The organism is Polaromonas sp. (genome assembly GCF_012927485.1).
Classification (GTDB): Bacteria; Pseudomonadota; Gammaproteobacteria; order Burkholderiales; family Burkholderiaceae_C; genus Polaromonas.
The window spans coordinates 206,954-217,870 of record NZ_JABBPC010000032.1 but is presented as its reverse complement, the minus strand read 5'-3'; the positions used below and the strand labels follow the sequence as shown (position 1 = coordinate 217,870).

The following is a 10,917-nucleotide window of genomic DNA, read 5'->3' as shown; positions in this document are numbered from 1 at the left end:
CCGAAGCGATTCACCTGTTTGCCGAGCGCATTGGCGTGACCAAGAGCGACAGCTGGATTGACTACAGCACGCTGGAAGGCTGCCTGCGCGAAACGCTGGACGCAACGGCCACCCGCGCCATGGCCGTGCTGGACCCGGTAAAACTGGTGCTGACCAACTGGGACGAAGTCATGGGCGCGGGCAAATTGGACGACTGCAGCGCCCCGCTTCACCCGCACCACCCCGAGCTGGGCACGCGCACATTCAAAATCGGCAAAGAGGTGTGGATTGACCGCACCGACTTTGAAGAAACGCCGCCCAAAGGCTTCTTCCGCCTGTTTCCCCCGCATGTGAACGCCAGCGGCCAAGCCATTGCGGCCAGCAAGGTGCGGCTGAAATACGGCCACGTCATTGAATGCATCGGCGCGGTAAAAGACGCCGACGGCAAGATCACCGAAGTACACGCCACCCTGATCCCCGACACCAAGAGCGGTACACCCGGCAGCGACAGCGTCAAGGTCAAAGGCGTCATCACCTGGGTCGCCGTGGCCGACGGCATTCCGGTCGAGGTACGCCTATACGACCGCCTGTTTCTGGAGGCCCAGCCCGACGCGGGTGGCAAAGACTTCATCGAAGGGTTGAATCCGAACAGCCTGAAAAAGGTGACTGCATTTGTGGAGCCGTCACTGGCCAGCGCAAAGGCGGATGACAAGTTCCAGTTTGAACGGCATGGGTACTTTGTGGCGGATCGGGTGGATCATGCGGCTGGGAAGCCGGTGTTTAATCTGGCGGTGGGGTTGAAGGATAGTTGGGGGAAGTGATGCACAGCACGCGCTTTGACTTGCCAGTGGTATTGACTGAACATGCCAGACTGCGCATGGCAGAGCGCAATATAGATGCCGCTTTGGTGCTGGAAATCATCGATACCGGCACGCTCAAAGACGCAGGCAACGCACACTACTGGCTGTACAAACACCTTGACGGTCGTGCAGACAACTTGCTTTGCGTAGCCGCTGTGATTGACAATGCCGTGGTGGTCAAAACCATCATGCACCACTGGGAGCCCCGACCATGAAAAGCATCTATTTCGAAAACGACGACATTCTGCAAATCCGCGTATCGGACAAGCCTATCGTGCGCGAAGAGTCGCAAGACTGGCATACCAACATCAGCTACGCCGAAGACGGGACGATTGTGGAAATTGTGCTGCTTGATGCGAAGAAGGAAGGCCTGCTGCCGGTTGAGTTCAGGAAAGCCGCTTGACGCATCGCTTCCTCGTTCCTCACCACCCCGACGCGGGTGGCAAAGACTTTATTGAAGGCCTGAACCCGAACAGCCTGAAAGTGGTGACTGCATTTGTGGAGCCGTCACTGGCCAGCGCCAAGGCGGATGACAAGTTTCAGTTTGAGCGGCACGGGTACTTTGTGGCGGATCGGGTGGACCATGCGGCTGGGAGGCCGGTGTTTAACTTGGCGGTGGGGTTGAAGGATAGTTGGGGGAAATAATGTCAAAAAAAGCACCATCAGAATCACAACTAAATACAACAGAAGTTGACGATTTACTAGTCCTATGCGAAGAGGTAATGCGAGCGACTCCAGAGGGTGCAATTCGTTTCATTGAACCTGCGCCAGGAGTTTTGGCTAGGGCCAAATCAAAACAACACAACATAGTATTTGGTAGGCGAGGTTCAGGAAAGTCCAGTCTTCTGAGAAAAACTGCCGCCGACCTTACGATTGATCGTCGGCCAATTGCCTTTGTCGACTTAGAAACCTTCAAAGGTCATACCTACCCGGACGTGCTGATAAGCGTATTAATAAAAACCCTGGGGGAGTTTGAGCAATGGCTAAATGGTGCCGCAATTAATCCTGCAACGAAAACGTCCTTTTGGAAACGACTTTTTGGCACTGCACCTAAACGCCCCCCGTTCCACAAAGCGAACACTGCTGCTTTGAAATCTAACCTCAGAGTGATCATTGCAGACCTCGAAGCGCAACTCAGAGCACCCGAAACAAGCACAAAGCAAACAAAAATAACAGTCGCGAACGAACTGGCTACATCGGGGCAATTCAGCGCGGCTGCAACAGTCCCCGGGTTATCGTCTTCAGCGACTGCCAACATCGCCTCAAAGAGCAATGGCACAAAAGAAGAACAAGCTAGTTACGTGTCGCATAAGGTCGAATATCTTCACCAGAACATTCTTCGTTTTCAACATTTTTTCAAAGAATTGTCTATATTGTCTGATGGTCCCTCCTTTTTGATTTTGGATGATCTATATCACATTCGAAAAGCAGATCAGGCAAAGGTCATTGATTACTTCCATCGTGTTGCAAAAGGCAACGGTATGTGGTTAAAGGTTGGGACGATCAAACATCGCAGTCAATGGTATGAGCACTCAGATCCACCAATTGGCATGAAGTTGGGTGACGATGCTCGTGAAATTGATCTGGATATGTCTCTGGAAAAATTTGAGACTCTTAAGAAGTTTCTAAAACAGGTGTTAGATAACCTCATTGCGGAAAAGCCCCCACTGTCTATTAAAGAGTTAATCAATCCAACAGCCATTGACCGAATCACTATTGCGTCCGGTGGTGTAACGAGGGACTTCGTCGGAATTTTCTCCGGATCGATTGCCGTCGCTAGAAATCGCGGGCCAGAACATCATAGAGGTCCAAAGATAGGCCTCGAAGATGTGAACCTTGCGGCTGGCGATTACGACTCTAATAAGCGAGAAGAATTCAAACTAGATTCCGCAGAGGATAGGGAAGTTCTAGAGGCGGCTTTTACAAAGCTGGTTTCCTTTTGTACGGAAACGTCAAAGTGCAATGTTTTCCTTGTGTCCCAGAAACTTACAGGCAGGGTTCGGGAATCAATTGATCAACTCATTGACCTGCGGATGATTCATCCAGTTAAGTCGCGTGTCACTCTAAAAAAAGGAGCCGCCGGTGAATTATTTGAAGCCTACATGCTAGACCTTAGTCAGTACACAGCAGCAAGAAAGGTACATGACTTTCATATGGTTGACCTAAGTGGACACGATAAAGATGAAGCAATACGTAGGTCATCATTAATTTACTCAGGCACCTAACTGTTATTTTTTGTTAAGCGTCGTGTGCCCCGCCCCCAAACCATCTAAAACTTCTTTCCCGCTGGCGACCCACGCGGCATGCGCGTAACCGAAATCACGACGCGCATTGTTCGCGTCATCGAAGTGCCGCGCAGCCAACTGGGCGAGTTCATCAAGACGCCCGAGGCGCTGCAGGTAGGCGTGTACTTCTTGATGGGTGAGCTGTCGGAAGCCGGATTGCCGCGCGTGTATATCGGCCAGCCCGTCAGCGTCGGAAACCGGCTGAAGCAGCACAACCAGAACAAAGACTTCTGGAACCAGGCACTGTTGATGATCTCTCTCACCAACAGTCTGACCGAAACGCACGCGCCGTTTCTGGAGTGGTCTGCCATTCAACAGGCCACCCAGGCCGGGCGCTACAGCCTGGAGAACGGCAACACCGGCGCGCGGCCACATACGCCCGCGCCGCTGGAGTCGGACTGCCATGAGATTCACGAAACGGCGGCCACCCTATTGGCGACGCTGGGCCAGCCGATTTTTGAGCCGTTGACCAATGCGCCGACCGCTCGGGGTGAGATAGAGATGTTCTATTGCAAGGGTTCCGGCGCCGACGGCAGAGGCGAGTACACGACTGAAGGCTTTGTGGTGCTCAAAGGCTCACGCGGGCGAGTGGACAACGTGGCATCCATTCAAGGAACGTCCAACGAACGCTTCCGCGACCAACTGGTAACGGAAGGAATCATGACCGCGCACGACGGCATGCTGGTCTTTGTCCGTGACCATTTGTTCGCCAGCCCCAGCATGGCCGCCATGGCGCTGATGGGTCGCTCGGCCAACGGCTGGCTGGAATGGAAGAGCCCACAGGGCAGGACGCTGGACGAGGTGAAGCGGCAGTCGGTTAAGGCAGCAGACTAATTTTTGCGACGTTTTTTAATAGCTGTTTGCGCTTATTCTGCGAGGGCTTGAGGCCAATTTGGCACATAAAAAGTGACTGTGCCTCCCAATCTCCCCTAAAATTCGCCCATGCACCCGGCCATCGCCCAACACCGCTCCAGCATATCCGCCATCTGCCAGCGCTACCGCATCAGTCGGTTGGAGGTATTTGGCTCGGCCGCGCGGGCAGACGACTTCAACCCCGCCAGCAGCGACGCCGATTTTTTAGTGGAGTTCGCGCCCGACGCGCCGCCCAGTCTGGAAGCATTCTTCGGCGCGAAGGCCGATTTGGAACAGTTGTTGGGCCGTGGCGTTGATTTGGTAGAGCCTGGTGCCGTGCGCAACCCCTACGTGCTGGCCAGCATCAATCGCAACCGCGAAGCAGTCTATGCAGCGTGATCCGCGCGCCTTAAGCGAGCAGGGAAAACCAGACATGGTACAAACTGCAAAAACCCAACCAAGCCGTTTGACGCCCTCTCCCAAGGCGCTACAAAAAGCCTTGGAGCAATCGGCCAAACAGGCGCAGCGCATGGCCGATGCCTTTGGTCTTGTCGTTCCAAGCATCAAGCCCAAGCAGTCCAGCAGTACGCGCAACGCGGCCTGAGCCACATGGCTTTTACTTAATGTCCTTGGACGAGGTGAAGCGGCAGTCGGTTAAGGCAACAGACTAAATTTTGCTACCTTTTAAATAGTGGCGTACGCAAACTCTGCAGGGGCTAGAGGCCAATATCGTATTCCAAGCCGGACATTGAACGGCCTATGCACTTGCATGCGAGCCGGATTCATCAAGGACTAAACTGCGGCATCACCACTGCCATCGCAGCGCGTGATCCAGGGAGAAAAAATGGCAAGGTCAAAGACCAACAAACGGCAGAAGCGCGCACTCAGTACTCTGCTCGAAAAAGGCGTTATCGCGACGGGAATAGGCGTCGCCTTCCTTATAGCTCCGATATTTCTAAGTACGTCGCCCATTCTCAAATCAGTTGCCGCTGGGTTGCGCATGCCGGGCTGGTTAGCACTGTTCCTTGGCTTGGTGCTTCTGAGCATTCACTTTGCCTTGAAAAGCAGGGCAGAAAAAGCGATTGCATTACCAACGGTCGCTCCCATCAAACGTGAGCCAACAAATCGGCGGGACACTTTTGGCGATACTCCGCCGCCTGCCTTTGGCGGCGCTGATGTTGCGGCACGGCATGCGCCGCCTGCCCCCAACCCAAGAGCGCGACCCGAACGCGCCACCGCATGGAGCTCCGACGTGTTCGCCGCCATCGAGTGGCGACGTTTTGAAGCGGTCTGCGAAGCGCTGTTTGCCCAAGCGGGGTTTCAGACGCGCTCGCAATCGCACGGTGCAGATGGTGGTGTAGACATCTGGCTGTATTCAGCCCACGCGGAGGGCTTGGCTGCCGTGGTGCAGTGCAAGCACTGGCAAGGCAAGCAGGTGGGGGTGAAAGAGATTCGGGAGTTCTTTGGTGTGATGGCCTCGCACCAACTCAAGCGCGGCACCTACGCCACCACATCGACCTACACAGCGGACGCGCAGAAGTTCGCCAAAGACAATGGCATCAATGCCATGGATGGCTCCGCCTTGCTGAATTTGATTTCCAAGCGCACGCCGGAGCAACAACAGGCCTTGTTGGACGTAGCCCATGAAGGCGAGTATTGGCGCCCCACCTGCGCGAGCTGCGGCATCAAACTGCTGGCGCGCACACCAGCCAAGGGCGGCTCCTCGTTTTGGGGTTGCAGCAACTATCCGCGCTGCAAGTCCCACTTGCCGATGGCGACTGCGATGCGATAAGCATTTGCTACAGTTTCAATAGCTGATTTTGCCCGTCGCACGGCTGCTAAATGCCAAAAATTCTCACAAATATCGGCATGTGCCGCTTGGCCTGCAAACCGAGCATCGGTCGCAAAGCGGTAAGAATATCCGTCAGGCATTTACGTATGATTAACCGATGCCCACTACCCCACAGTCTGCGGCCATGTAGTCGTCTTGCGGGCAGCGGGTAAATCAACGTACGCAGACTACCGGCCAATTACCAGCTCCTAATATCCCGCACCATGTCCCGATTACGTTTAGTTATTTTGGTATCCCTGGCCATGCTGGCTTTTGCGGGTAATTCGTTGCTGTGCCGCGTTGCACTCAAACACACCAGCATCGACGCCGCCAGTTTCACCACCGTGCGAATGCTGTCTGGCGCCTGCATGCTGTGGTTGGTCGTGCGGCTAAGAAGCGGCACTGGCTCAGCAGCCCGCACGGGTGAACGCCGTGGGGGGAACTGGCTGTCGGCTTGCGCGCTGTTTGTCTATGCAACGGGCTTTTCCTTTGCCTATGTCAGCATGCCTGCAGCCACCGGCGCGCTGCTGCTGTTTGGCGCGGTGCAGGCGACGATGATTGGCTACGGCGTATTCAAGGGCGAGCGTATGCACCCGTTGCAGATAGCCGGGCTTGCGCTCGCCTTGGCGGGACTTGTGGCACTGATGTTGCCGGGGTTGGCGACACCGACCTTGCTCAGCGCGCTGTCGATGTTGAGCGCGGGGGTGGCCTGGGGCGTTTATTCCCTGCATGGCAAGGGCGTCGGTGATCCTACCCGAGTGACGGCAGGCAACTTTATGCGTGCAGTGCCGATGGCGCTGGGTTTAAGTTTGCTGATGGCCAACCACCAGTCTTTGGACAGCTCCGGCCTGGGGCTGGCGGTGTTGTCTGGCGCGCTGGCCTCGGGATTGGGGTATGCCATCTGGTATCAGGCGTTGCCCTTTATCAAAGCCACCCAGGCGGCCACGGTGCAGTTGAGCGTGCCGGTGCTCGCGGCGCTGGGCGGGATCGCCTTCATCGGGGAAGCCGTCACCGGGCCGATGTTGCTGGCGTCGGGTGCCATTCTTGGCGGAATAGGGCTGGTAATTCTGAAACGGTAACGCCCCATTTTTTGCGTTGCAGGCTGATGTTTGCTTTTTTTATAGCGCTGCTTACGCCCACTGCACAAGCGCTACCGCCCATTTTCGCGCCTAAAAACTTTCTTCGAATTTCTCAATGTCACAACCCGACTTCAGCCCTGCCGCCGACCGCAATAAGCAGTCCATACTCGACGTACTTCGGCAGCTGTTGCCGGTGCGCGGCAGCGCTTTAGAAATCGCTTCAGGCACCGGCCAGCACGTTGCCTGGTTTGCCTCGCGCCTGCCGAACTGGACATGGCAACCCACCGACGCACAGCCCCACGCGCTGAACACCATTGCCGCGCAGGTGGCCCTGCAGAAATTGAACAACGTGCGAGCCCCTTTGTTGCTGGACGTCCTTGCGCCGCACTGGTTGCCTGACGCTACGCAGTTCGACCTGATCTACTGCGCCAACATGCTGCATATCGCACCGTGGGCAACCTGCACCGCGTTGATGTGTGGCAGCGCCCGGCACCTGGCGCCAGGCGGCCGGCTCATTACCTACGGGCCGTATCTGGAAGGCGATGTGCCTACCTCAGAGGGCAACCGGGCATTCGACCAAAGCCTGCGTGCGCAAAACCCCGACTGGGGCATTCGTTTGCGCGAAGACGTGGAGCAAGCGGCGGCCCAAGCCGGACTGCAACTGTGCGCACGACACGCCATGCCGGCCAACAACCTTTTGCTGGTGTGGGCTCTGCGGGAATCACCAAATTCCATATTACCCGCTTAGAGATAATCCAAAATCATGAATTTTTCTATTTCTGTCTTTCCCCTTGGCTGGCAGCACTATCTGCTGGGTGGCGTGCTTGTTGGTAGCGGTGCGGCGCTGCTGTTCGTGCTCACCGGCCGCATTGGCGGCATGAGCACGGTGTTCTCGTCCACATGGTCTTTTGTGGTGCGTCGGCCATTTTTTCAGCAGGCTCGGTTTCTCGATTCACGCGGCTGGCGAGTGGTGTATGCGCTGGGGCTGATCCTGGGCGCGCTGGTGTGGTGGCTGGGCTTTGCAGGCGGCAAGCCGGAAGCCACGGCAGTGCCAGCATGGCAGTTGCTGGTGGGTGGATTTTTTGTGGGCTATGGGGCGCGGTTAGGCAACGGCTGCACGTCGGGTCACGGCATTTGCGGACTGGGCTCGCTGCAATGGCCTTCTCTGATGGCGGTACTGACCTTCATGGCGACCGCATTCCTGACGGCCAATCTCGCCGCAAGGTGGCTGCCATGAGGGCGCCCAAAATGGCGCTTCCACGGATGCTCGCCACACTGGTATCGGGCGCGCTGTTTGGCTTCGGACTGTCGGTGTCCACCATGATCCGGCCGGAAGTGGTGTTGAGCTTTCTGCGCTTTCAGGACTTCGGGCTCATGCTGGTGATGGGGGGTGCCGTGATCGTAGTGCTGCTGGTGTACAAGCTGGCGCCCAGGCTACTGGCCCGGCCCGTGCTGGGCGACCGCTTTCACGTCCATCCCAGCGTTTGGAACCGTGACACCCTGATAGGCGCGGCCTTGTTCGGCGTCGGGTGGGGTCTGTGCGGCGTGTGCCCAGGCCCGGCCATTGCGGGCTTGGGCGCAGGCAACTGGAGCCTGCTTTGGGCGCTGGCTGGCATTGCGCTGGGTGCGTTGGTGCAAGGCCTCAGGGCGAAGTGACCGGCGATGCTATGCTGGCCGGCCATGAATTTTGACCGCCCTTCCCGCTTGATCTGCTTCAACAAGCCCTACGGCGTACTCAGCCAGTTCACCCCTGAAGGGCGCTGGCGAGGGCTCAAGGACTACATCGCGATCCCGGATGTTTATGTGGCCGGACGGCTCGATGCGGACAGCGAGGGTCTGCTGCTCCTGACGAACGACGGTAGGCTCCAGGCGCGCATTGCCGATCCACGCTTCAAGATGGAAAAGATTTATTGGGTTCAGGTGGAAGGCTTGCCTGACGAGCCTGCCCTGGAAGCTTTGCGGTTAGGGGTGCAACTCAATGATGGCCTGACCCGCCCGGCCCGGGCGCGGTTGATGGCTCCGCCGCCCGCGCTGTGGGAAAGGCAACCCCCGGTTCGGGTCCGGCAATCCATCCCGACCGCGTGGATCGAGCTCAGCATCCGCGAAGGGCGCAACCGTCAGGTGCGGCGCATGACGGCTGCCGTGGGGTTTCCCACCCTGCGCCTGATCCGCGCCGCTATCGGACCCTACACCCTCGATGGCCTTGCACCGGGCACCCATCGGGAAAGCGATTGGGATGAAGCGCCGTTAGACGCGGTGCTCCATGCGCAGCCCACGAAGCCGAGCTAACACTGGCAGGCAGGGCATACCGACCGATGGCATGAACCGCAGCACATGGCCGGTCAATGCGATTCGTCCAAAGGCTCGTCCACCATCAAATACCGCTTCACCAGGTCGAAAAAGCGCTCATAGAAGGCGTCGGAGGAGATGGTTGTGCTGGACACCTTGACCATGGCATCGTTGCTTGAGCTAAAAGGCAGTGAGACCGAACCAAGTACGCCCACGCCCAGGCTGGCGGAGTTGTTGCTTTTCTTTAAGGCGTAAACATCCTGCAAGGCAGTGACGAAACCAAGGCTAACTTTCCCGTCGTTGCTGTCGGGTGCGCAGACGACCCGAATTTCCATTTGCAAGTGCGATTCAGGCTCGGGCTGAAAGCTCTTTTGCCCCGCCACCAGGTCGTCTCTGGCGGAATTGATGATGTATCCCTGGCTCAGGAGCGCCCTTCTGGCGGCCTCGCAGGTTTGTGCGGGTGTGGCGTCAAACAGGCGGGAATAGGTCGCGGTGGAGCTAAATTCTTCCTGTGACGGAAACGCTTTTACCGTCGTCCCGCAAGCTGTGAGAAAACCCGACAAGCTCAAAGAACCGACGAGCCAGACGGTAGTGCTAGAACGCATCCAAGATAGATTCAAAGCCAGGCACCCCTTCAGGTTTAAAACATCGTACTTTCAGGCCAACCAGACAACGCACCTCATCCAGTCAGAAGTCCCAATAGTAAAGCTAGAGTCCGATTGCCGCTCGGGGTTCCCTTAGATGCAGGAGGGGGCATATTCTCAAAACCCTCACCTGTAGCGCTTCCGCGACGGGCAATCGAAACTTCGTGCCTGAGCGTCAGCAGACACGTCAGTGTCGCATTTACTGCTTAGAAGCCGATGCCAAAAAGCTGAAACGGAATCATGGCCTGCCGCGTCAGCGCAACCGCCACAATATAAGCAAAAGTTGTCATCGCGGCCAACAAGGCCCAGCTTCGCACTGCTTTGGTCTTACCGCGTTTTAGGGCAATGGTGCCGAGCCCGATGTAGGCGATCAGTGCGAGAAGTTTGGCTGTGAGCCAAGGTTGCACAAAAGGGTACTGGCCGCTCCAGAAGACCATGATCAAGGCGCTGGTCAGTAACAGCGTATCGACCACATGCGGAACGACCTTGACCCAGCGCTGTTGCAGCAGATCTGATTCACGGAGCATCCAGAATCCGCGCAACAAGAAAAAACTGCCACTCAGCGCAGCGCAGGTGATGTGAATATGCTTGATGAAAAGGTAGTTCACAAGGCAACCTGGCTGAAGGGTGAGGGGGTGGCCGATGAGATGCCAAAGACGTCGGATACGCTGGCTGAAACACCTTGGTGGTGGTGTTATGAAACCATCATTTTAAAAGAGATAAAAGATCAGCGTGTGAGCCAACGGCCGATCACCCTGTCACCAGAAAATCGATCACAATTTCGCCCTGTTCCCGTGATACATACCCGATCTTGACCTGGTCCCCATAGCGGCCATGGATCTGCGACAGCAACGGCAACGGATCGTGATCATTGCAAAAGCGCATGGTCTCGCCCGGTTGCAACGAATCCAACGCACCAAAGATTGCCGCGTGCCGAAATCGCTTCGCGACGCCGCGTGCGTCGAAGGGATAAACGCCTTCGGCGGTAACAGGAAGAGAACAATTGTGTGCCATTCGAATACTCCGCTGTGAAATGAAATGAAGTGAATCGAAGAGGCCGGGGCTGGCCCGGCTCTTCAACGCACTTGTCGATAAACT

The 10,917-nt window shown here is 56.6% G+C and carries 15 protein-coding genes and 2 pseudogenes; 14 read left to right on the top strand and 3 right to left on the bottom strand.

The features are described 5' to 3' along the window. The 14 genes and pseudogenes from HHJ16_RS13290 to HHJ16_RS13225 all read left to right on the top strand — a co-directional run. A pseudogene (locus tag HHJ16_RS13290) lies at positions 1 to 800 on the top strand (glutamine--tRNA ligase); the annotation flags it as partial. Continuing rightward, entirely contained in the window at positions 800 to 1,054 is a 255-nt protein-coding gene (locus tag HHJ16_RS13285) for a DUF4258 domain-containing protein (protein WP_296901318.1), read from the top strand. The pseudogene HHJ16_RS13290 and the gene HHJ16_RS13285, both read left to right, overlap by 1 nt. Next, positions 1,051 to 1,242, top strand: coding sequence for a DUF2283 domain-containing protein (locus HHJ16_RS13280; protein WP_026780700.1), 192 nt, complete (start codon positions 1,051 to 1,053; stop codon positions 1,240 to 1,242). The genes HHJ16_RS13285 and HHJ16_RS13280 overlap by 4 nt, the downstream gene beginning before the upstream one ends. 26 nt (positions 1,243 to 1,268) lie before the next feature. Then, positions 1,269 to 1,484, top strand: a pseudogene (locus tag HHJ16_RS13275) (glutamine--tRNA ligase); the annotation flags it as partial. Continuing rightward, on the top strand, positions 1,484 to 3,064 hold the full coding sequence (locus HHJ16_RS13270) for a hypothetical protein (protein WP_296901317.1): 1,581 nt from the start codon (positions 1,484 to 1,486) through the stop codon (positions 3,062 to 3,064). The pseudogene HHJ16_RS13275 and the gene HHJ16_RS13270, both read left to right, overlap by 1 nt. 78 nt (positions 3,065 to 3,142) lie before the next feature. After that, the gene (locus HHJ16_RS13265; protein WP_296901316.1) at positions 3,143 to 3,958 is read left to right on the top strand and encodes a GIY-YIG nuclease family protein; all 816 of its coding nucleotides are present in this window, start codon (positions 3,143 to 3,145) and stop codon (positions 3,956 to 3,958) included. A gap of 108 nt (positions 3,959 to 4,066) precedes the next feature. Continuing rightward, on the top strand, positions 4,067 to 4,375 hold the full coding sequence (locus tag HHJ16_RS13260) for a nucleotidyltransferase domain-containing protein (RefSeq protein WP_296901315.1): 309 nt from the start codon (positions 4,067 to 4,069) through the stop codon (positions 4,373 to 4,375). 34 nt (positions 4,376 to 4,409) lie between these two features. Beyond that, positions 4,410 to 4,580 (top strand): hypothetical protein, encoded by a 171-nt coding sequence (locus tag HHJ16_RS13255; RefSeq protein ID WP_296901314.1) that lies wholly within the window; start codon positions 4,410 to 4,412, stop codon positions 4,578 to 4,580. A 240-nt stretch (positions 4,581 to 4,820) separates the two neighbouring features. Further along, entirely contained in the window at positions 4,821 to 5,768 is a 948-nt protein-coding gene (locus tag HHJ16_RS13250) for a restriction endonuclease (RefSeq protein ID WP_296901313.1), read from the top strand. Between the two features lie 263 nt (positions 5,769 to 6,031). Then, the gene (locus HHJ16_RS13245) at positions 6,032 to 6,886 is read left to right on the top strand and encodes a DMT family transporter (RefSeq protein ID WP_296901312.1); all 855 of its coding nucleotides are present in this window, start codon (positions 6,032 to 6,034) and stop codon (positions 6,884 to 6,886) included. A 115-nt stretch (positions 6,887 to 7,001) separates the two neighbouring features. Continuing rightward, positions 7,002 to 7,634 (top strand): DUF938 domain-containing protein, encoded by a 633-nt coding sequence (locus HHJ16_RS13240; protein ID WP_296901311.1) that lies wholly within the window; start codon positions 7,002 to 7,004, stop codon positions 7,632 to 7,634. 15 nt (positions 7,635 to 7,649) lie between these two features. Continuing rightward, positions 7,650 to 8,123, top strand: a complete 474-nt coding sequence (locus HHJ16_RS13235; protein WP_296901310.1) for a YeeE/YedE thiosulfate transporter family protein — start codon at positions 7,650 to 7,652, stop codon at positions 8,121 to 8,123. Then, entirely contained in the window at positions 8,120 to 8,542 is a 423-nt protein-coding gene (locus HHJ16_RS13230; protein ID WP_296901309.1) for a DUF6691 family protein, read from the top strand. Before HHJ16_RS13235 ends, HHJ16_RS13230 begins: the two co-directional genes overlap by 4 nt. A gap of 24 nt (positions 8,543 to 8,566) precedes the next feature. Further along, positions 8,567 to 9,175, top strand: a complete 609-nt coding sequence (locus HHJ16_RS13225; RefSeq protein ID WP_296901308.1) for a pseudouridine synthase — start codon at positions 8,567 to 8,569, stop codon at positions 9,173 to 9,175. Between the two features lie 53 nt (positions 9,176 to 9,228). On the opposite strand, the gene HHJ16_RS13220 is transcribed toward HHJ16_RS13225, so the two are convergent. From HHJ16_RS13220 to HHJ16_RS13210, 3 genes are all read right to left on the bottom strand, one after another. Beyond that, a complete protein-coding gene (locus HHJ16_RS13220; RefSeq protein WP_296901307.1) occupies positions 9,229 to 9,780 on the bottom strand; it encodes a DUF2242 domain-containing protein in 552 nt (183 codons plus the stop codon). A 245-nt stretch (positions 9,781 to 10,025) separates the two neighbouring features. After that, positions 10,026 to 10,427, bottom strand: a complete 402-nt coding sequence (locus tag HHJ16_RS13215; protein ID WP_296901306.1) for a SirB2 family protein — start codon at positions 10,425 to 10,427, stop codon at positions 10,026 to 10,028. A gap of 142 nt (positions 10,428 to 10,569) precedes the next feature. Next, a complete protein-coding gene (locus tag HHJ16_RS13210) occupies positions 10,570 to 10,833 on the bottom strand; it encodes a DUF2249 domain-containing protein (RefSeq protein ID WP_296901305.1) in 264 nt (87 codons plus the stop codon). Between the last annotated feature and the right edge of the window lie 84 nt (positions 10,834 to 10,917).

What these genes read in the sequence shown, in the direction of transcription:
- HHJ16_RS13270 (WP_296901317.1), top strand. Translation starts at nt 1,484, where the DNA reads ATGTCAAAAAAAGCACCATCAGAATCACAACTAAATACAACAGAAGTT.
- HHJ16_RS13280 (WP_026780700.1), top strand. Translation starts at nt 1,051, where the DNA reads ATGAAAAGCATCTATTTCGAAAACGACGACATTCTGCAAATCCGCGTA.
- HHJ16_RS13210 (WP_296901305.1), bottom strand. Translation starts at nt 10,833, where the DNA reads ATGGCACACAATTGTTCTCTTCCTGTTACCGCCGAAGGCGTTTATCCC.
- HHJ16_RS13230 (WP_296901309.1), top strand. Translation starts at nt 8,120, where the DNA reads ATGAGGGCGCCCAAAATGGCGCTTCCACGGATGCTCGCCACACTGGTA.
- HHJ16_RS13225 (WP_296901308.1), top strand. Translation starts at nt 8,567, where the DNA reads ATGAATTTTGACCGCCCTTCCCGCTTGATCTGCTTCAACAAGCCCTAC.
- HHJ16_RS13240 (WP_296901311.1), top strand. Translation starts at nt 7,002, where the DNA reads ATGTCACAACCCGACTTCAGCCCTGCCGCCGACCGCAATAAGCAGTCC.
- HHJ16_RS13245 (WP_296901312.1), top strand. Translation starts at nt 6,032, where the DNA reads ATGTCCCGATTACGTTTAGTTATTTTGGTATCCCTGGCCATGCTGGCT.
- HHJ16_RS13255 (WP_296901314.1), top strand. Translation starts at nt 4,410, where the DNA reads ATGGTACAAACTGCAAAAACCCAACCAAGCCGTTTGACGCCCTCTCCC.
- HHJ16_RS13265 (WP_296901316.1), top strand. Translation starts at nt 3,143, where the DNA reads ATGCGCGTAACCGAAATCACGACGCGCATTGTTCGCGTCATCGAAGTG.
- HHJ16_RS13235 (WP_296901310.1), top strand. Translation starts at nt 7,650, where the DNA reads ATGAATTTTTCTATTTCTGTCTTTCCCCTTGGCTGGCAGCACTATCTG.
- HHJ16_RS13260 (WP_296901315.1), top strand. Translation starts at nt 4,067, where the DNA reads ATGCACCCGGCCATCGCCCAACACCGCTCCAGCATATCCGCCATCTGC.
- HHJ16_RS13220 (WP_296901307.1), bottom strand. Translation starts at nt 9,780, where the DNA reads ATGCGTTCTAGCACTACCGTCTGGCTCGTCGGTTCTTTGAGCTTGTCG.
- HHJ16_RS13285 (WP_296901318.1), top strand. Translation starts at nt 800, where the DNA reads ATGCACAGCACGCGCTTTGACTTGCCAGTGGTATTGACTGAACATGCC.
- HHJ16_RS13250 (WP_296901313.1), top strand. Translation starts at nt 4,821, where the DNA reads ATGGCAAGGTCAAAGACCAACAAACGGCAGAAGCGCGCACTCAGTACT.